This window comes from Ruegeria sp. CDSC051 (assembly GCF_059610665.1).
Window position 1 is genome coordinate 20,924 of record NZ_JBXWOC010000006.1, and the last position, 19,372, is coordinate 40,295.

The window sequence follows — 19,372 nt, forward strand, 5'->3', positions numbered from 1 at the left end:
AGGCTCACTTGCGCACAAATAGGGTGAGTTCGGTGGCTGGCATGTGGCAAATTCGTTCACGGCGGCTACCTTGTATTTCAGCTCCGTGTGCCGATTGCGGCATAACAGGTTACGAGTTGGGTTATCTCTATGATGTTTCGATTGAAAATCCCGTACTTTAGTTTTGTTTTAGTTTTGGCTTGTGCGGCCGTCGCCGTAACTGATGCTGTTGCGCAGTCAAATGATGAGGATGCTCATCTGGCTATCGAAAATCCGGCTGATCTGACCAAGGACGACGCGCGTGAAATTTATGACTCGTTGCAGCGCCGGATGGCACGCGGCTATGCCGCAGCGCAGTTGGATCTGCTTCTGAATTACCAAAACTGGCCGCTGTACAACGATGCGCCGTATATATCTGAAACCCATGGTCGACGATTTGTGAACAGCTATGCAAACCGGATGGCGTATAATTATGCAACCCTGACGGATGGCGAAAAGCTCCCGGTGGGGTCTGTGCTGGCCAAGGACAGCGTGACCGTTACGGATGAGGGGAAAAGCCATCCCGGCGCGATGTTCGTCATGCAGAAACTGGCCGAGGGCGCCAACCCTGCTACGGCTGACTGGCGTTATATCATGGTCATGCCGGACGGGTCATTGTTTGGGGACACGATGGGGGATCGCGCCAACGCAGTTGCGTATTGCCACGATTGCCACGAGGCGGTTGCCGACCGAGATTACACCTTCTTTGTTCCCGAAGAATATCTAGTCGACAATTAGGCCGCTCTCACCCGAATCTCGCGGTGCCGATCACTTTGATCAGCTGCTGACGAACCGGATCTGGCTGCGCTGCGACGGCGTTCAGGACCTCTCGAAGTTCTGCGCGCAGCCCATGCATCTGGTCGATCAGGGAAATCATCATCGACACTGCGTCTGCCTCCATTTCGTATTGGTCGTGCAACTCGCAGGCCAACTCCAGCCGGGCAACGTCGAGGCTGTGATAGACCAATCCGCGATCTGTTTGTTCGGGGATCACGATTTCGGCGGCCAGATATTCTGTCAATCGGGTCGAAGTCAGCCGGGCTACGGCGGTGATCAGTTCCTCTTCGGTCAGGGTGCGGGTCATGACGGCATTCCTTTGCGTGGGTCATAGCGGTGGGTTTCTCGCCATGAATCCATAAATTGCCTCAACTCATCATCGATTTGATCGGGCATTGAAATGGTCAGCTCGATCAACTGGTCGCCCCGTTCGGTCGAACCGCGCTTCTTAACGCCCTTACCCCGCAGGCGCAGGGTTCTGCCGCTGCTGGTTCCGGCCGGAACGGTCACGTTTACGCCCCCATCGATCGTGGGCGCCGCCACTTTGCCGCCCAGCACCGCCTCATCAATCGTGATGGGCAGCGTGATGTGAATGTCATTTCCCTGACGGTCGAATACCGGATGATCCGCGACTGATACTGTCACCAGCGCATCGCCGCGCGGCCCCTCACCATAGCCAGCGGCACCCTTGCCCCGCAGGCGAATGGTCTGACCGCTTGTGATCCCTGCGGGTATCTTGACTTCGATCCGGTCCCCATCCGGCAGGGTCAGCTTCTGGCTGGCGCCGAATACCGCATCCAGAAAGCTGATCTGAAGCGTGAAGTTCAGATTGTGGCCGGGCGCGTGAAACTCGCGGCCGCCTTGCCCACCAAATCCGCCGCGACCCCGCATGAATTCAGCAAAGATATCCGACATGTCGTCCGGGTCCGTCGCCTGCCCGCGATAGGGGTTGCCGGCAGCTTCGGCGTAATCGCGATAGTATTGCTGTTGCGGGCGTTCCTGTCCCGAGGCATCAATCTCACCATTGTCATAGCGTTTGCGCGTCTCAGGATCTTTCAACAGATCATAGGCCGCGGCGGCGGCCTTGAACTTGGCTTCGGCCTCGGCGTCCCCGGGTTTCAAGTCCGGATGGCATTCCTTGGCAATACGCCGATACGCTTTTTTGATTTCAGCGTCGCTGGCATCTTTGGCCACGCCAAGTGCGGCATAGGGATCGTCGCTCATCTCACCTCTCATGGATGGGGGAAGGGCTGATCATGATGAAGGTATTTTATCACGTGATTTCAACAGGTCAAAAAGAACCGGTGGCTAAATTGGTTCGCAAGTTTCGCAATCTCTGATACTATCAGGCTGTTTCATATTATTCATTGACGGAGATCAGCCGATGACGCGCAGACTTAAATCGGTTCTGGCCCTGCTGGCGGGCAATGCCATTGGGTTAATGTTGGCCGCTTTGCTACTGACCGGTTTTGCAATCAAGCCGATTTCATTCATCGTTGTGGTGATCGTCTTCACGCTGGTGCAGGTGGTGGCCGAGCCGCTGATCCTGAAGTTGGGTGAGAAAAGGGCGCCTTCGTTGAAAGGCGGGATCGCGTTGATCGTGACCTTTGTCGGCCTGCTTGTGACCGATCTGGTGACCAATGGGCTGACGGTTGGCGGAATTTCCAACCTGCTGGCTGCGACATTGCTGGTCTGGCTGGGCGCGCTGATTGCCAGCGTCGTGCTGCCGATCTACGTGTTCACCGAGCTGCGCACGCCCAAAAAGTAATTACAGTGCGTTCAGGCTGGCATCGATTGCCTGCCAAAGCTCAACCACCGGCTCGCATCCCACCGACAGACGGACAAAAGCGGGGTCAACGTCGTCGCCCCAACGGGCGCGGCGCTCGGCCGAGCTATGGACGCCGCCAAAAGACGTCGCAGGGCGCAGCATTGGACAGGTGTTGATGAAGGTTTCGGCCTTGGCCTGGGTTTCCAACGTGATCGAAAGAAGGAATCCGAACCGCGTGGTCTGAGCCTGTGCCAAGGTGTAGGATGGGTCACCTGGCAGGCCGGGATAGCGGATGTCTTTCACAGCCAGATGCGCCGCCAACCGTTCTGCCAACACCTGGGCCGAGCTGCACATCCGGTCGAACCGAACATCCAGTGTTTCCAGCCCACGATGCAGCAACCAAGCCTCGTGCGGACCGGGGATCGCGCCAGAGACACGCCGCCATTCCTCGACCCGCTCCATGACATCTGTATTGCGGCTGGCCACATGGCCCATCAGCAGATCGGAATGCCCACCCATGGCCTTGGTGTCCGAGGACACGACGATATCTACGCCCATATCCAAAGGACGCTGGCCCAGTGGTGTCATGGTTGTGTTGTCAGCAATGGTGATCCCACCAGCTGCGCGCACGGACGACGCGATGGCTGGCAGGTCCATCATATCCAGACCAGGGTTCGAGGGGCTTTCGACAAAGACCACATCGATGCCGTCGAACCCGCCTTCGGAAAAGGCGGTTGTCGGGCGTTCTGTCACGATGACACCCAGACCAGACAGAAATCGGTCGGCCAGCACGCGAGTGACGTAATAGCCATCCGACGGGATCAGGATGCGCGACCCGGCTTTGACCGTGGCAAACAACGCGGCCGAGATCGCCGCCATGCCCGACGGGAAAGCCAGGCAGGGGGCGTCTTCAAGATGGGCGAGAACCTGTTCCAGATGTTCCCAGGTTGGGTTGTTGACGCGACCGTAGAAATCATGCCCGTCCGGTGCGCCGGGCAGGTGAAACATACTGCTTTGGGTCAGGGGCAGGGCCACGGGCTCGCCCTTGGTCAGTGCGTTGCCCCGCAGATGCAGCATCTCGCCGGTCTTGCGCCCCATCGTTTAGCGCCCCGGTATTTCGTCACGGGGCGGGGTGGGTTCCCATTTCTCGATTATGTCGACCGCCTCTTGCGCGGTATCGACGAACCGGAACAGGTCTAGATCCTCGTCCGAGATGGTGCCGGCGTCGGCCAGCGCCTCCCAGTTGATGACCTTTTCCCAGAACGCGCGACCGAATAGCAGGAAGGGCACACGCTCCATACGGCCGGTTTGAATCAGGGTCAGGGACTCGAACAGCTCATCCATGGTGCCAAAGCCGCCGGGGAAGATGGTGATGGCGCGGGCGCGCATCAGGAAATGCATCTTGCGGATGGCGAAATAGTGGAAGTTAAAGCTGAGCTCGGGCGTAACGTACAGGTTCGGTGCCTGTTCATGCGGCAGCACAATGTTCAGGCCGATGGAACAGCCGTTCGCATCCTGCGCGCCGCGGTTGCCAGCCTCCATCACGCCGGGGCCACCGCCGGTGACGATTACATTCTCTCGCCCGCCGGTTTCGTTCGACTTCTCGGTCATCAACCGGGCAAACTCGCGCGCTTCGTCGTAATACTCCGACAGCCCGGCCAGCGTTTCCGTCCGCGCGGTGTGTTTCTGTGATGGCTCAGGGATACGCGCGCCGCCGAACATGACGATGGTCGAGGTGATCTCACGCTCGGTCATGATCATCTCGGGCTTGAGCAGTTCCAGCTGCAAGCGCACCGGGCGCAGCTCATCCCGGCACAGGAAATCCTCATCGGCAAAGGCAAGGCGATAGGCGGGTGAGCGGGTTTGCGGGGTGTCGGGTACCTCGCTTGCGGTCGAACGGTCGGTCTGCGCGTCGCGAAACGGGCTGAGGCGGTCTTCTCTCATGGGGTAACGATCCCTGCTTGCGTGTTTTCCAAACAGCTATAGGGTTCGGGCGCAGAGTGCCAGTCACGGAAAGATGAGAATGAATTGGAAGAGCGAAATACTGGCGGCGCAACACCGCATAACCGGCTATGCACAAGTGACGCCAGTCACGGAAAGCCGTGTCTTGGGTCTGGATTATTCGGTGGAAATGAAGCTGGAGCATATGCAGCACACCGGCAGTTTCAAGGCGCGCGGGGCGTTTAACACTCTGATCAGTTCGGATGTGCCCGAGGCCGGGGTTGTGGCCGCATCGGGTGGCAATCACGGCGCAGCGGCCGCCTTTGCCGCGCAGGCGCTGGGCTATCCGGCCAAGATTTTCGTGCCCGAACTGGCGGGGCCATCCAAGATCGCGCTGATCGAACAGACCGGCGCGGATTTGAGCGTGATGCCGGGTGAATATGCCAACGCCTTGACAGCCGCGCGGGCGCATGAGGAGGCCACGGGCGCGATGCAGATTCACGCCTATGACGCCCCCGCTACGGTCGCCGGGCAGGGAACCTGCTTTGCCGAATGGGAGGCACAGGGCCTGAAAGCGGATACCGTATTGATCGCGGTGGGCGGTGGCGGTCTGATCGCCGGGGCGCTGGCCTGGCTGCAAGGCACGCGCAAGGTCGTGGCGGTTGAGCCGGAAACCTCCTGCGCGCTGAATGCAGCCCTGCAGGCGGGAGAACCGGTGGATGTGTCCGTCTCGGGCATTGCGGCAAATGCGCTGGGCGCGCGGCGGATCGGCTCGATTTGTTTCGATCTGGCACAGGGCGTGCAATCAGTTCTGGTCAGTGATGAGGCCATCGCGCAGGCGCAGAAGGTCCTGTGGCGGGCGCATCGGATTCTGGTGGAACCGGCAGGCGCAACCGCCTTGGCTGCGCTGCTATCGGGGGCTTACACGCCAGAGCCGGGCGAACGGGTGGCGGTGCTGATCTGTGGTGGAAACATCTCACCGGACCCTCTGAACGGCTGAAACCGGAACAAACAGCCGCAAAGCGCGCGCTCAGCGTCGCATTGCAGCCAGTCCGTCGCTTGCGTATAGGCAACACAAGCGTGAACAGAATCTGCAGGGAGCCGCCAAATGTCCAACGCGCAACTGGAAGCCGCCATCGAAGCCGCCTGGGAGGCGCGAGATGCCATCACCCCCGCCACCACCGGCGAGACACGCGAAGCGATCGAAGATACGCTGAATGCGCTGGACAGCGGGTCGCTGCGGGTCGCGGAAAAGCAAGACAGCGGCGACTGGCATGTGAACCAGTGGGCGAAAAAAGCGGTTCTGCTGGGCTTTCGCATCAAGGATATGGAAATCCAGACCGGCGGCGCTCAGGACGGCGGCTGGTGGGACAAGGTGGACAGCAAGTTCGCGGGTTGGGGTGAAAACCAATGGCGGGCCGCTGGCTTTCGCGCGGTGCCGAATTGCGTCGTTCGCAAATCCGCCTTTATTGCGCCCGGCGTGGTTCTGATGCCGTCCTTTGTGAACCTGGGTGCCTATGTGGACGAGGGCACAATGGTTGATACTTGGGCCACCGTCGGGTCATGCGCGCAGATCGGCAAGAACGTCCATCTGTCGGGCGGTGTTGGGATCGGCGGCGTTCTGGAACCGATGCAGGCGGGTCCGACCATCATCGAAGACAACTGCTTTATCGGCGCCCGGTCCGAAGTGGTCGAAGGCTGCATCGTGCGCGAAGGCTCGGTTTTGGGCATGGGCGTGTTCATCGGCAAATCGACCAAGATCGTCGACCGCGAAACCGGCGAGGTCACCTATGGTGAGGTTCCGCCCTATTCGGTGGTTGTTGCGGGCTCGATGCCGTCCAAGAACAACATCAACCTCTATTGCGCTGTGATCGTGAAGCGGGTGGATGAAAAGACCCGCTCGAAAACCGGGATCAACGAATTGCTACGCGACTAAACTGGGCGCGGATCAAATAAGGGGGCTGCAGCGCGATCCGCTGCGGCCCTTTTTTTGTTATCGCTTACCCTTTGACCGGATAGCGGTCCGGTTCTTCGAACACATCAATGACGCGCGACCCGGCTTTGATCTTGCCGCCATGCTCCACTCCTGCGGGGATCGAATAGCTGTCACCGGGGCCATAGCTCTTGGTTTCATCGCCAATGGTCAGCTCAATCTCACCTTCGACCACAGTTCCCCATTGTGCCAGATGGGAATGAAGGGGCAGTTCGAAATCCTGAAGAAAGGTAAAAAACGCCACCAGCCCCGCGTCTGATCTGATCACGGCCGTTTGCACCACATCTTCGGGGAAGGGCACGTCGAGGCTTGGGAATCCTGTGATGAAATCCGGATAAGTCATGGCAACGTCCTTTTGTGATCGGTGTCAGGTTACTGCGGGCACTATGGCGGCACAGGCGATCCACTGCAATTCCCCGGCTGCTTGACCGCAGGCAGGTGCGCGGCTATGGCCCCTTGCATGGAAAAGCAAAAGAAACCTTCGCGTCAGCAGGTCTATACCCTGCTTGTGCAGATCGGTCGCAAGGATGGCGATGGCCTGCCCGACGGCGCAACCGGGGCGGCATTGATGTGTTTTGCCAGCGGCGTCGACGAGGCCGAGGCCGTGCGCGAAACGGTGGCGATCCTGAAACAGGCAGATACCGCGCCTTTGGATGTCACAGGCTATGGCACTTTGGCCGAACGTGAGGCGCAAGGTCACGAGATCGACCCGGATGAACGGGCCCTAATGCAGCGCGCACTGGATGAAAATGCAGTGATCGTGGCGCAGATGACCCCGTTTTTCGGGGATGAAGAGACGGCTTAGTTCCGCGCCCCAAACCACTTGCGATAAATCTCGTCATAGGTGCCGTCTTCGCGCAGCGCCAGCAGCGCCTGGTTGACGTCTTCGACCAGCGGGGACCCGGTGGGGAAGGCAATACCGTAATTCTCGCGCAGGAATATACCGCCTGTCATCGAGGCAATCCGGCGTCCTTCATGGGCGGCGAAATAGGACAGGATCGGCGCGTCGAACACTATGGCGTCCAGTTCCTCGTTGCGAAAAGCTTCAAGCATGGGGTCGAGCCCATCATAGTTGGTAAACTCGATCTCGCGGCGGTTCAGGAAGTTAGCAGCGGTTGAATTCGAGATTGTTCCGACCTCTTTGCCGTAAAGGTCATTTATCGAATTCACGCTGCCACTGATTGCATCCACTGTCATGACCGAGGTGATCCGCGCGGTGAAGACCGAGACGATAAACAGCGAAGACACAACCAGCACTACACCCAGAATTCGACCAAATGGCGTTCGCGGCATTCGTTCCTCAAACCCGCCATTGACCACCAGGTTCAAGGCCCACCAGAATGAGGGGAACCAGGCCTCGTCTAGCTTGCGGTCGAAATAGGGCTGCGAGCGGCGCTCGAACACCCACATCAGCATGCCGCCGCCAAGAAGGATTGCAAAGGCGAGCCCGATAGCAATAAACAATTCGCGCGACAGTAACGCATGTAGCAGTGACGGGCGGCGCACCGCGTCCGATGGCACCATGATCTGCAAACCAGCCTCGAAAATCGGCTGGCTGAAGTCCATCTGCGTTTCTCGCGAGGCAGTGATCGAGATATTGGCGATGGCCAGATCGGCGGATCTGTTCTGCACTGCGCCCAGCATGTCGCCAAAGGCGTCGGAACGCTGGATGGAATAGTCCCAATTCAGGGATTCAGCCAACGCCTCAAGCAGGTCCATCGAGAATCCGGTTTGGGCTCCATCTTCGACAAAAGAAAACGGAGGCCGTGTCACGGTCGAAACCGTCAGCGTCTGGGCCTGGCTTTGCTGGCCGAGAACGGCGAAAGTCAGGCAGATCAATGCGAAAAGAGCACGTGTCATCGTAAAATCACCTGTTTCGCGGCCCTCTAGCGCATATTCGAACCGGCAGACAAGGCAATCGCAGCGTAAGGCCCCATGTTTTCCGGGGGTGTCAGTTCGATACAATGTGGAAAAAGCCCGCGGTTTCTGGCCTGTTGGGGTTGGCAATCGGGCCAATTCGTTGAATCTGTGCACGAACCTGAAAGAAATTTTATGGAAAGGGCCCACCATGACAGATCCGATTGCGTTGACGGCCGACCTGATCCGTTGCCCATCGGTCACACCTGAAGAAGGTGGTGCCCTTGTCCTGCTGCAGGATGTCCTGTCACAGGCGGGGTTTGATTGTACCCGTGTTGATCGCGCCGGCATCAGCAATCTGTTTGCGCGATGGGGTGCAAAAGGTCACGCCCGAAGCTTTGGTTTCAACGGTCACACCGATGTTGTTCCGGTGGGCGACGAGGCCGCTTGGACCACACCGCCTTTCGGGGCAGAAATCCGGGAAGGGTTCATGTATGGGCGCGGGACCACTGACATGAAATCGGGTGTGGCGGCCTTTGCAGCGGCGGCAGTGGATTTTGTACGCGATACGCCGCCCGACGGGGCGATCATCCTGACGATCACGGGTGACGAAGAGGCTGATGCGCTGCATGGCACCACCGCCCTGCTTGACCATATGGATCAATGCGGCGAGCGGATGAGCGTCTGCCTGGTCGGTGAACCCACCTGCCCAAACAGGATGGGTGAAATGATGAAGATTGGCCGTCGCGGCTCGATGACCGCCTGGTTTACCGTAACAGGTGTGCAGGGCCATTCGGCCTATCCGCACCGGGCAAAGAATCCTCTGCCCGCCATGGCCCGGCTGATGGACAGGCTGGCCAGTCACGAGTTGGACCGGGGATCTGATCATTTTGACGCCTCGACGCTGGCGGTTGTGGCGATCGACACGGGTAATTCCGCCACGAATGTCATCCCGGCACAGTGCAGCGGGACCGTGAACATCCGGTTCAACGACCTGCATTCCGGCGCCAGCCTCAGCGATTGGCTGCAAGCGCAGGCGCGCGATGTAGCCGCCGCGTTTGGCGTTGATGTTGCTGTGCGGATCAAAATATCGGGCGAAAGCTTTCTGACCCCTCCTGGCCCTCTGTCGGAATTGGTGGCCAAAGCGGTTGCGGCTGAAACCGGGGTCACGCCCGAGATGTCGACAACCGGAGGTACTTCGGACGCACGTTTCGTCAAAGATCATTGTCCGGTTGTCGAATTTGGTTTGGTCGGCAAAACCATGCATCAGGTGGATGAATGCGTTGAGGTGGCGCAGATTGAACAGCTCAAGGCGGTCTATACCCGTATCCTGACCGACTATTTTTCCTGATTCATGCAGCGCACCCTGGTGATCATGGTGAAAGAACCGCGCCCGGGCCGTGTCAAAACCCGGTTGGGGCACGATATCGGTATGGTTGGTGCGGCGTGGTGGTTTCGCCATCAGACCCGGTCGCTGATCCGGCGTCTGCGCGATCCGCGCTGGCAGATCGTGCTGGCGGTCTCGCCGGATCGTGAAGGGTTGACCAGCCGCATCTGGCCCGCCGACCTGCCGCGTGCGCCACAGGGTCGAGGGGATCTGGGCGATCGTATGGGGCGGATGCTGCGGGAAATGCCAACAGGGCCAGTCTGTCTGATCGGTGCGGATATCCCGGGGGTTGCACGGGAGCATATCGCGCGCGCGTTCCGGGCATTGGGGCGCAACCAGATGGTGTTTGGTCCGGCCCCGGATGGCGGATATTGGTTGGTCGGGGCGCAACGCATTGGTGCCCTGCCGCACAGCCTGTTTCAAAACGTGCGCTGGTCGACGGAACATGCCCTGGCCGACACGCTGGCCTCGATCCCCGGATGCCGGGTGGCGATGCTGGATCAGCTGCGTGATGTCGATACGGTTGCCGATCTGCGAGCCTGACCCTTTTTGGTCATGACGCCGCCGCATCTCCGTGATAGGCCGAAATCATGACTCGCATCCCTACCAAGCAAGAGGTCCTCGATTGGATCTCGGCGAACCCCACCCTGACCTCGAAACGCGACATTGCTAAAGCCTTTGGCATCAAGGGCGCGGATCGGATCGACCTGAAACGGATCCTCAAGGAACTTGAGGCCGAAGGGCATCTGGAAAAGCGCAATCGCAGCTATCGAGACCCGGACCGGTTGCCGCCTGTCAGCGTGCTGCAGGTGAAGGCCCCGAACGCCGATGGTGATCTGTTCGCACGGCCCTTGGAGTGGCATGGCGAAGGGGTCGAGCCGGTTGTTCTGATGATCACCCGCGCCAGCGATCCTGCGCTGGGTGAAGGCGACCGCATTCTGGCCCGTCTGACCGTGGTGCATGAGGAAGACCATAATTACGAGGCCCGCCTGATTCGCCGGATCGGAACCAACCCGCGCAAGATCGTTGGTATCTTCCGCAAAGGGACCGAGGGCGGACGGATCGTGCCCATCGACAAGGCCGGACAGAACGAGTGGCTGGTCAATGAAGGTGCGTTGCTTGGTGCAAAAGACGGTGAGCTGGTCGAGGCAGAACAGGCCGGGCCCAAAACCCGCATGGGCCTGCCACGTGCCCGCATTGTCGAACGGCTGGGCGACCCGTCAGCCCCCAAGGCCGTGTCGCTGATCGCCATTCATCAGCATGGCATTCCCGATGACTTCCCCGACACGGTGATTGCCGAGGCCGACAAGGCCAAACCCGCTGGTCTGAAAGGGCGCGAAGACCTGCGCGATATGCCGCTGCTGACCATCGACCCCTCGGATGCGCGCGATCATGATGACGCCTGTTATGCGCATGCGGATGAGGATACGAAGAATCCCGGTGGACATGTCATCTGGGTCGCTATCGCCGATGTTGCCGCCTATGTGCAGCCCGGTACCGCTCTGGACCGCGAGGCGCGCAAGCGCGGCAACTCCAGCTATTTCCCTGACCGTGTGGTGCCAATGCTGCCGGACCGGTTGTCCGGTGATTTGTGTTCGTTGCACGAAGGCGTCCCGCGCGCGTGTATCGCCGTGCGGATGCAGATCGACGCCGAGGGCTACAAGATCGGCCACCGATTCGTGCGAGGGCTTATGCGCTCCGCCGCCTCGCTGCATTATGCCGAGGTGCAGGAGGCCATCGATGGCGCCCCCAATGACCGCACCGGGCCGCTGTTAGAGACCGTACTGAAGCCGCTCTATGCTGCTTATGCTGCACTGAAAAAGGCGCGGGCTGTGCGGCAACCGCTGGAACTGGACCTGCCGGAACGCAAGATTATCCTGAGCGATACGGGCGACGTTCAAAGCGTGGCGTTCCGCGACCGTCTGGACGCGCATAAGCTGATCGAAGAGTTCATGATCCTCGCCAATGTCGCTGCGGCTGAAACCCTGATCGCTAAGCGCCGCCCGCTGCTGTTCCGTGTCCACGAAGAACCGGCACCTGAGAAGCTGGAAAGCCTGCGGGAAACGGCTCAGGCGGCGGGGTTGAATTTGGCCAAGGGGCAGGTGTTGCAGACCCGCCACCTGAACGCACTGCTGAATGCGGCTGCGGGCACCGAGGATGCAGAGTTGATCAACCTGACCACCCTGCGGTCGATGGCGCAGGCCTATTACAACGCTGAGAATTTCGGCCATTTCGGGCTGGCGCTGCGGAATTATGCACATTTCACCTCGCCCATCCGGCGCTATGCCGACCTGATCGTGCACCGCGCGCTGATCTCGGCCCATGGCTGGGGCACGGATGGCCTGACCGAGGATGAGATCGCCCGGCTGGACGAAACTGCCACTCATATCTCGGATACCGAACGCCGCTCGATGATGGCGGAACGAGATACGACCGACCGGTATCTGGCGGCTTATCTGAGCGAGCGTGTTGGGACTGAGTTCTCGGGTCGGATCAGTGGTATCGCCCGGTTTGGGGCTTTCGTGAAAATGGACGAGACCGGCGCGGACGGTCTGGTACCGGTGCGATCCTTGGGGCGCGAGTTCTTCCATTTCGACCGCGAGGCCGGAACCCTGATGGGGTCGGACACCGGGCTGATCATAGCCATCGGCCAACGCGTCACCGTGCGTCTGACCGAGGCGACACCTGTGACGGGCGGGCTGGAGTTGGAGCTGTTGTCGATCGACGATCAGGCCCTGCCGACGGGGCGCGGAGGGGCATCCAAGCGCCCAACGCGACGCAAGGCGGTCAGCACCAAGCGCAAGAAGGACAAGATCAAGCGCAAGGTGGAACGCAAACGCCGTCAGAAGTGAATTCGCATCTCGGGAACAAGGCGCATGTAAGTCAGCCTTTTGCGGGAAGGTGATAGGTCAACGCGCGGGCTATCAGCCAGCCATGGCGGGTGGCGTCGATCTGATCCGGATCATCAAACAGAACTGCCCGGTTGCCGTCTATCCGATCTTCGCCCGGAAAGGCCGAGGTGAAATCGCCCATCAACCGGCTTTGGCAATGCACGAACAGGGCAAAGCGGGCCGCTTTGTGCCCGCCCAATCGGATCGTGGATCCCTTGGGCGCCAGATAGGCGGGCTGCCCCCAGCGCAATGCCTCTTGCAACGGCTGCGCGCGGGGCAACGAAGTGGCGGTTTCCAGGATCAACTGACGCAGCGCAAGAGCCCCGGCACGTGTGCCTTCGGGCAGGGCTTGATAGGCCGCTGCCACTGCGGGATCGTCAAATTGTGTCATGACAGCGGAATTGCCTGCTCCATCCGGTCTATGTAGTCGCTCAACAGCTTATCCTGTTTGATCCGCTGGGTCAGCGGTGTATCGGCCGGAGTCGCGCGCATCGCGGCAAGCATGGGGGCCACGCTCATATCCACTGAGGTCGGGGTTTCTCCCATCAAATAGGTCGACTGCCATAGATAGGCCGAGATCGCCTCAAGATCGCGTTCCAGCCTGTCCTGACGTTCCGCATCTGAGAATCGAGAGACGCCCTGAAACCCCAATCCTTTAACAACGTTCTTGCGGATGGAATTGGCAACCGGATTGCGGATCAGGGCGGGGATGCCAGTGAAAAAGGTCTTATACAGAATCGGCCAGACTTCGTCATTGGCCCAACGGTCCTGGACGATCTGAAAATACAGATGCTCTTCGGCCAAACGGATCAATGCGCGCGATTGAGCTTTTTGCAGATCGCTCAGCCCGTGATCAAAATCACTACCTTGCGTCTCAAGCCAGTCGCGGATCAGGTCGCTGTCGGGGATCAGACGCTGCGGCGTGCGCAGAACCGGCAGCTTCTGATGCGGCATCTTGCGCGGATCAAGGAGGTCAGATCGCTGCCAGCGTTGGCCCGATGTTTGCAGCATTAGTGCCGTCTTCACGCAAAACGGGCTGGCGCTGAACAGGCCAAAGGCAGAGGGGTAGGTCAAAAGGGTCAGCATCTTGGGCTCCATCATGGGTATAGGTGATGGGTATGCCGAGCTAATGACAATTTCTGTCATTAGAGATAAAGTAACCTGCATTATGACCCGCACCGCCCGTTTGTTCCAATTAATGCAATCCTTGCGCTCTGGCCCGTCGCCAAGAACGTCGATTGAGCTGGCTCAGGATCTGGGCGTTTCGCCGCGCACGATTCACCGAGACATCGATTCATTGCGCAGCCTCGGCGCCGTGATCGACGGAGAGGCGGGGTTCGGGTTCACCCTGATCGAGGACGCCACCCTGCCACCGCTTGGCTTCACCGATGATGAGCTTGAGGCCCTGGTGCTTGGCCTGCGCGAGGTACAATCCATTGGTGATCCCGGCCTCTCTGAGGCTGCCAGCGAAGTTCTGCGCAAGCTGCAGGGTCGTTTGCCACCGCGCCAGTCTCAGCGCCTCAGCCATGCGGTGCTGACCGCCACACGGTTTGACCGGCCGGCGAAACCAACGGTGGATGTCGCTGAACTGCGGCGGGCCACCTGGGACGAACAGACGATCGAATTTTCCTATTGGGATGCCAAAGGCGACGAGACCCATCGCTGCGTAAATCCGTTGAGCATCGTTTACATGGACCGCGCCAGCGTGCTGATCAGCTGGTGCCTGTTGCGGCAGGATTTCCGCGTGTTTCGGTTGGATCGCATGCAAGAGATGCAGACGACCGGGGCCTCGTTCCGGCCCAATCGGGTCCCCCTGCTGCGCGAAGCTCTGAACCGGCTGCGGTCCGAGCGAGAGGCGAGAGACCGCGACTCGGAAAGCTGAGCGCTTTGAGATTCGTCATTTTTGCGCTATCCTGTGGTTGAGCAGTTATCAGGAAATTCGGAATGCGTAGATGCGTAAGCGGCGTTATGACCGCAGCATTATGGGCATCCATCGTACAGGCGGAGTCCATCAAAAGCCCGGAAGGGCCACAGCCGATACAATTGGCGTCGGCTGATCTTACAGTCTCAATCCGACCGGTCGTCCGACCATCGGAGGAAATGTATCGCGTGTCAGAGGAAAGAAGCGCCCGGTTTCAGGCGTGGCTTGGTGATTTTTGGGCGAGGGCACAGGCGCAGGGTATCCTGCCCGGGACTTTGGACCGCGCGCTTGCGGGGCTGGCCTATGACAAGGACATCATCAAGCGCGATCGTAATCAGGCTGAGTTTACCAAGCCCATCTGGGACTATCTGGATGCGGCCGTTTCTGATCGGCGCGTCGCGGACGGTCGCGCGGGGTTGGAACGCCATGCCGCGGTGCTGACCCGGATTGAGGCGCAGTATGGCGTCGAAAAAGAGGTCGTGGCCGCGATTTGGGGGCTTGAGACATCTTTCGGCACATTTCGGGGGTCGGATCAGACGATCCGTTCGCTTGCGACGCTGGCCTTTGATGCCCGACGGGCTGAGTTCTTTGAAACGCAACTGATTGCCGCCTTGCGGATCATTCAGGTAGGCGATGTCAGCCCCGCAACGATGATCGGAAGCTGGGCCGGAGCAATGGGGCATACGCAGTTCATGCCGACCTCGTTTTTGGATCACGCCGTGGATTTCGACGGTGATGGGCGGCGGGATATATGGGCGGATGACCCGACCGACGCGCTGGCCTCGACAGCGGCCTATCTGGCGCGTCATGGGTGGACCAAGGGACAGCCATGGGGTGTTGAAGTGCGCCTGCCCGCCGGGTTCGATTTTGCGGCCGCGAGACGCGATTACACGCTGCTGCCGTCAGACTGGGCGGCGCTGGGCGTGGTTGCGTGGGATGGACAGCCGCTTGCGGATCATGGTCAGGCAGCGATCTTGTTGCCAGCGGGTGGTGAAGGCGTTGCATTGATGGTCTTCGAAAATTTCCGCGTGATCGAGCAATACAACGGTGCAGATGCCTATGTGATCGGCATTGGACATTTGTCCGACCGTCTGGCGGGCCGCGCGGCGTTTCAGGCCGAGTGGCCTCGGGGTGATCGGGCGTTGAGCTTTGCTGAGAAGAAGGAATTGCAGCTCCGGCTGACCGAAGCCGGGTTCGATACACAGGGGATCGACGGGCGCACCGGCCCGAACACCACCGAGGCGGTTCGGGCCTATCAACTGGCACAGGGGCTTTTGCCGGACGGCTATGCGTCCGCGCCGCTGTTAGAGCGGTTGAGGTAGGGGAGGGGGCTCTGCCCCCGTCGCCTGACGGCGCCTCCCCCGAGGTATTTTCAGCCAGATGACGCTGCGCGGGTCAGGAGGCCGCTTTCATCAGGCCCTGTGCGATGATCTCGGCCTGTGCCTCGTCCAGAGATTTGTGGATGCGTACGAGCATCTCATCAATTTCCGCGGGTGTCAGAACCAGCGGAGGAGAGATGATCATCCGATCGCCCACATGGCGCATGATCAGGTTATTCGCAAAGCAGCGGTCGCGGCAGATATAGCCGACTGTACCCGGATCGGAGGCGAATTTGGCGCGGCTGGCCTTGTCCGGGGTCAACGCAATCGAGGCCATCATGCCGACGATCTTGGCCTCGCCCACAAGCGGGTGATCGGCCAGCGCCTCCCATTTTTCCTTCAGATACGGCGCGGCTACGTCGCGGACACGCTCGACGATCTTTTCTTCTTCAAGGATGCGCAGGTTTTCCAGTGCCACGGCTGCAGCGACCGGATGGCCGGAATAGGTGTAGCCGTGATTGAACTCGGTTCCGCCAATGACCTCGGCAATCTCGTCACTCACGATGGACCCGCCAATAGGCGCATAGCCCGAGCTGAGCCCCTTTGCGATGGTCATGATATCGGGGCGAATGCCGACGGTTTGAGACCCAAACCAGTTGCCTGTGCGACCAAAACCGCAGATGACCTCATCCGCAATCAGCAGGATATCGTATTTGTCACAGATGCGCTGAATTTCAGGCCAGTAGGTATCCGGTGCAACAATCACGCCACCTGCGCCCTGTACGGGTTCGGCGATAAAGGCTGCGACGCGGTTTTCGCCAAGTTCCTCAATCGCCTCTTCCAATTCACGCGCGCGGGCCAGGCCGAATTCTTCGGGAGACATGCTACCACCTTCAGCCCACCAGTTTGGTTGGTTGATATGGTGGATATTCGGGATCGGGATTCCACCCTGCGCGTGCATCCCTGCCATGCCGCCCAACGACGCCGAGCCGACCGAAGAGCCATGATAGGCGTTATGTCGGCTGATGATGATGTTCTTGTCGGGCTGGCCTTTTTCGGCCCAATAGGTTCGAACCAGACGGATGTTTGTGTCATTCGCCTCAGACCCGCCGGCTGCAAAGAACACATGGTTCAGATCGCCTGGCGCAAGTTCCGCGATCTTCGCGGCCAGCGCGATGGCAGGGACGTGGGTCGTTTTGAAAAAGGTATTGTAATACGGCAGTTCGCGCATCTGTCGGGCTGCGACCTCGGCCAGTTCATCGCGACCATAGCCGATATTGACACACCACAGGCCCGCCATTGCATCGAGTATTTCTTCACCCTCGCTGTCCGTAAGGTAGACGCCCTTCGCACGGGTGATCACACGCGCGCCTTCTTTCCCTAGGGCGCCATTGGCCGAAAAAGGGTGCATGTGGTGGGCGGCGTCCAAGGCCTGCAGCTGGGCCGTGGGCAAATGGTTTGTGATGGTCGACATCGGAAAATCTCCTGCAAGAGCGATTGGCAGCTACAATATGATCAAATTTTTTCCTGTCAATCGAATCGGACAGATCTAAGCGTTGACTAAGGCGTCTGCCATCAGCTCCATGCCCTGTTCGATATCTTGTGCGGTTGCTTTTGCTGCCATATCCGCGTCCTGATTGCGCAACGCCGAAATGATATCCTTGTGGCGGTCCGGCAGGCTCTGAGTGCCGAATCTACCACATACAACGCGTAAAGACGGCCCGAATCTAAGCCACAGGCGCTCGGCCAGATCATTGAGAATCGGGGCGTTTGCATGGCCGTAAAGCGTTTCGTGAAACCGGTGGTTGAGGCGCAGATAGCCGCTGACGTCTCCGTCGCTGATAGTGCGATCCAGACGTTGGTCGATCTGCTCAAGATGATCAATGTCCTGAGGTGTCACATTCGCAGTTGCACGCCTCGAAAGCTCTGATTCTATTTTGATTCTTGAATAAATCATCTGTTCGACGTCGCCGTCGGTCAGAAGAGGAACACTCACTCGGCGGTTGCCCTGAAACACCAGAGCACCATCGGATATCAGGCGTCTGATAGCCTCCCGCACAGGGGTCATTCCAACACCCAGCGAATCAGTGAGACCCTGGATCGTGACGGGTTGCCCCGGCACCAATTCACCGTACATGATTTGTGATCTGAGGGTATTATAGACCTGTTCATGCGCAGGTCGTTTTTCACGCGCACCGTCAGTGCTGGATGCCTTATTTTTGATCAAATCCAAGTGGTTTGCCCTGTTTCCCGCTATGTTGACTTGTCAGGTTTCTGACCTCGTGAAACCATACGACGGATCGTGCGAAAACGCAAAACTTGATCAAATCCAAAAAAACGGGAAAATAGCGCGTACACTTGCAGGGAGAATAATATGACAATCAAAACGCTGACGATGACAGCGGTCATCGCATTGGGGACTTCGGCGGCCTTCGCTGAAGAGGTGCGTGTTTACAACTGGTCCGACTATATCGACGAAGAGCTTCTGACAAAGTTCGAGGAAGATACCGGTCTGACTCTGATTTATGATGTTTTTGACAGCAACGAGGTATTGGAGACCAAGATGCTGGCCGGTGGATCAGGCTATGACGTGGTGGTGCCTTCGGGTACTTTCCTTCAGCGTCAGATCCAGGCTGGAGCCTTTCAGGCGCTTGACGCTGCACAGCTGTCGAATTCAGGCAATCTGTGGGATGTGATTCAGGAACGTACTGCCGGGTATGATCCGGACAACGCCTATTCTATCAACTACATGTGGGGCACAACCGGGCTTGGTGTAAATGTTGGAAAAGTGCAGGAAGCGTTGGGCGAGGATGTTGCGCTGAACAGCATGGATCTGGTTCTGAAACCCGAGAATATGGAGAAACTTGCATCCTGCGGCGTTCATTTCCTGGATGCTCCGGCAGAAATCATTCCGATGGTTCTGCAATATTTGGGTGAAGACCCGGACAGCCATGACAAAGATGTTATTGGCAAGGCCGAGGCGGTTTTGACCAGCGTTCGACCGCACATTCAGAAGTTCCACAGCTCGGAATATATCAACGCATTGGCCAATGGCGACATCTGTGTCGCCGTGGGGTGGTCGGGTGATATCCTGCAGGCCCGCGATCGTGCGGCCGAAGCCGATAATGGTGTTGAAATTGAGTACCATCCCTTTGCTGAAGGGTCGTTGATGTGGTTCGACCAGATGGCGATTCCGGCTGATGCTCCGAACCCGGAGGGTGCGCATAAATTCCTGAATTTCATTCTGGATGCCAACAATATGGCTGCGGCCTCGAACTATGTTTACTACGCCAATGGCAACAAGGCTTCGCAAGAATTTCTTGAGGAAGACGTGATCGGTGATCCGGCCATCTATCCGGATGATGCGACCATGCAAAACCTCTATATCACGACGCCTTACCCGTCGAAGATACAGCGGGTCGTGACCCGTTTGTGGACCAAGATCAAATCGGGCACCTGATCCGGCTTGTTTCAGCAGGGCGGACCAACCGCCCTGCCAT

The 19,372-nt window shown here is 59.0% G+C and carries 21 protein-coding genes; 11 read left to right on the top strand and 10 right to left on the bottom strand.

Annotation, left to right across the window (positions count from 1 at the left end):
* Positions 1-132: 132 nt before the first annotated feature.
* The gene (locus AC2FH0_RS14780) at positions 133-756 is read left to right on the top strand and encodes a cytochrome P460 family protein (RefSeq protein WP_496789691.1); all 624 of its coding nucleotides are present in this window, start codon (positions 133-135) and stop codon (positions 754-756) included.
* Positions 757-763: 7 nt separating this feature from the next.
* Here AC2FH0_RS14780 and AC2FH0_RS14785 read toward each other — a convergent pair whose 3' ends face one another.
* Positions 764-1,102, bottom strand: a complete 339-nt coding sequence (locus tag AC2FH0_RS14785) for a hypothetical protein (RefSeq protein WP_281973035.1) — start codon at positions 1,100-1,102, stop codon at positions 764-766.
* A complete protein-coding gene (locus AC2FH0_RS14790; RefSeq protein WP_496789692.1) occupies positions 1,099-2,019 on the bottom strand; it encodes a DnaJ C-terminal domain-containing protein in 921 nt (306 codons plus the stop codon). Before AC2FH0_RS14790 ends, AC2FH0_RS14785 begins: the two co-directional genes overlap by 4 nt.
* A 160-nt stretch (positions 2,020-2,179) precedes the next feature.
* Here AC2FH0_RS14790 and AC2FH0_RS14795 point away from each other — a divergent pair, with 160 nt between their 5' ends.
* Positions 2,180-2,563 (top strand): hypothetical protein, encoded by a 384-nt coding sequence (locus AC2FH0_RS14795; protein WP_142637207.1) that lies wholly within the window; start codon positions 2,180-2,182, stop codon positions 2,561-2,563.
* On the opposite strand, the gene AC2FH0_RS14800 is transcribed toward AC2FH0_RS14795, so the two are convergent.
* Both AC2FH0_RS14800 and AC2FH0_RS14805 read right to left on the bottom strand, forming a co-directional pair.
* Positions 2,564-3,661 carry a cystathionine gamma-lyase gene (locus AC2FH0_RS14800; RefSeq protein ID WP_496703260.1) on the bottom strand — a complete coding sequence of 366 codons (1,098 nt, stop codon included), beginning with the start codon at positions 3,659-3,661 and terminating at the stop codon, positions 2,564-2,566.
* Positions 3,662-3,664: 3 nt separating this feature from the next.
* The gene (locus AC2FH0_RS14805; RefSeq protein WP_142637203.1) at positions 3,665-4,507 is read right to left on the bottom strand and encodes an LOG family protein; all 843 of its coding nucleotides are present in this window, start codon (positions 4,505-4,507) and stop codon (positions 3,665-3,667) included.
* A gap of 79 nt (positions 4,508-4,586) precedes the next feature.
* Between AC2FH0_RS14805 and AC2FH0_RS14810 the strand changes: the two genes are divergently transcribed.
* Complete coding sequence (locus AC2FH0_RS14810; RefSeq protein ID WP_496789694.1) at positions 4,587-5,504, top strand: threonine/serine dehydratase; 918 nt, start codon at positions 4,587-4,589, stop codon at positions 5,502-5,504.
* A 108-nt stretch (positions 5,505-5,612) separates the two neighbouring features.
* Positions 5,613-6,440, top strand: coding sequence for a 2,3,4,5-tetrahydropyridine-2,6-dicarboxylate N-succinyltransferase (gene dapD / locus AC2FH0_RS14815; protein WP_271949578.1), 828 nt, complete (start codon positions 5,613-5,615; stop codon positions 6,438-6,440).
* Positions 6,441-6,504: 64 nt separating this feature from the next.
* On the opposite strand, the gene AC2FH0_RS14820 is transcribed toward dapD, so the two are convergent.
* Positions 6,505-6,840 (bottom strand): cupin domain-containing protein, encoded by a 336-nt coding sequence (locus AC2FH0_RS14820; protein WP_142637196.1) that lies wholly within the window; start codon positions 6,838-6,840, stop codon positions 6,505-6,507.
* A 117-nt stretch (positions 6,841-6,957) separates the two neighbouring features.
* Here AC2FH0_RS14820 and AC2FH0_RS14825 point away from each other — a divergent pair, with 117 nt between their 5' ends.
* Positions 6,958-7,302, top strand: coding sequence for a DUF8846 family protein (locus tag AC2FH0_RS14825; protein WP_039539567.1), 345 nt, complete (start codon positions 6,958-6,960; stop codon positions 7,300-7,302).
* On the opposite strand, the gene AC2FH0_RS14830 is transcribed toward AC2FH0_RS14825, so the two are convergent.
* On the bottom strand, positions 7,299-8,357 hold the full coding sequence (locus tag AC2FH0_RS14830; RefSeq protein ID WP_142637194.1) for a transporter substrate-binding domain-containing protein: 1,059 nt from the start codon (positions 8,355-8,357) through the stop codon (positions 7,299-7,301). The two genes, AC2FH0_RS14825 and AC2FH0_RS14830, sit on opposite strands and share 4 nt — an antisense overlap.
* 208 nt (positions 8,358-8,565) lie before the next feature.
* Between AC2FH0_RS14830 and dapE the strand changes: the two genes are divergently transcribed.
* Genes dapE through rnr form a run of 3 tightly spaced genes read left to right on the top strand, consistent with a single transcriptional unit; the run spans position 8,566 to position 12,593 of the window.
* Complete coding sequence (dapE, locus tag AC2FH0_RS14835; protein WP_496709364.1) at positions 8,566-9,705, top strand: succinyl-diaminopimelate desuccinylase; 1,140 nt, start codon at positions 8,566-8,568, stop codon at positions 9,703-9,705.
* Positions 9,706-9,708: 3 nt separating this feature from the next.
* Positions 9,709-10,284, top strand: a complete 576-nt coding sequence (locus AC2FH0_RS14840) for a TIGR04282 family arsenosugar biosynthesis glycosyltransferase (RefSeq protein ID WP_496709365.1) — start codon at positions 9,709-9,711, stop codon at positions 10,282-10,284.
* Between the two features lie 47 nt (positions 10,285-10,331).
* Positions 10,332-12,593: a ribonuclease R gene (rnr, locus tag AC2FH0_RS14845; RefSeq protein ID WP_496789695.1), complete on the top strand. Its 2,262-nt coding sequence runs from the start codon at positions 10,332-10,334 to the stop codon at positions 12,591-12,593.
* Between the two features lie 31 nt (positions 12,594-12,624).
* Here rnr and AC2FH0_RS14850 read toward each other — a convergent pair whose 3' ends face one another.
* Both AC2FH0_RS14850 and AC2FH0_RS14855 read right to left on the bottom strand, forming a co-directional pair.
* Complete coding sequence (locus AC2FH0_RS14850) at positions 12,625-13,023, bottom strand: DUF1801 domain-containing protein (protein WP_496706851.1); 399 nt, start codon at positions 13,021-13,023, stop codon at positions 12,625-12,627.
* Positions 13,020-13,733 (bottom strand): glutathione S-transferase family protein, encoded by a 714-nt coding sequence (locus AC2FH0_RS14855; protein ID WP_496702755.1) that lies wholly within the window; start codon positions 13,731-13,733, stop codon positions 13,020-13,022. The genes AC2FH0_RS14850 and AC2FH0_RS14855 overlap by 4 nt, the downstream gene beginning before the upstream one ends.
* 67 nt (positions 13,734-13,800) lie before the next feature.
* Here AC2FH0_RS14855 and AC2FH0_RS14860 point away from each other — a divergent pair, with 67 nt between their 5' ends.
* Both AC2FH0_RS14860 and AC2FH0_RS14865 read left to right on the top strand, forming a co-directional pair.
* Complete coding sequence (locus AC2FH0_RS14860; RefSeq protein WP_496789696.1) at positions 13,801-14,514, top strand: helix-turn-helix transcriptional regulator; 714 nt, start codon at positions 13,801-13,803, stop codon at positions 14,512-14,514.
* A 62-nt stretch (positions 14,515-14,576) separates the two neighbouring features.
* The gene (locus AC2FH0_RS14865) at positions 14,577-15,875 is read left to right on the top strand and encodes a lytic murein transglycosylase (RefSeq protein ID WP_281973043.1); all 1,299 of its coding nucleotides are present in this window, start codon (positions 14,577-14,579) and stop codon (positions 15,873-15,875) included.
* Positions 15,876-15,948: 73 nt separating this feature from the next.
* Here AC2FH0_RS14865 and AC2FH0_RS14870 read toward each other — a convergent pair whose 3' ends face one another.
* A complete protein-coding gene (locus AC2FH0_RS14870; RefSeq protein WP_496789698.1) occupies positions 15,949-17,346 on the bottom strand; it encodes an aspartate aminotransferase family protein in 1,398 nt (465 codons plus the stop codon).
* 75 nt (positions 17,347-17,421) lie between these two features.
* On the bottom strand, positions 17,422-18,105 hold the full coding sequence (locus tag AC2FH0_RS14875) for a GntR family transcriptional regulator (protein ID WP_271949594.1): 684 nt from the start codon (positions 18,103-18,105) through the stop codon (positions 17,422-17,424).
* 141 nt (positions 18,106-18,246) lie between these two features.
* Between AC2FH0_RS14875 and AC2FH0_RS14880 the strand changes: the two genes are divergently transcribed.
* Positions 18,247-19,332 carry a polyamine ABC transporter substrate-binding protein gene (locus AC2FH0_RS14880; protein WP_142637176.1) on the top strand — a complete coding sequence of 362 codons (1,086 nt, stop codon included), beginning with the start codon at positions 18,247-18,249 and terminating at the stop codon, positions 19,330-19,332.
* The last annotated feature ends 40 nt before the right edge of the window (positions 19,333-19,372 follow it).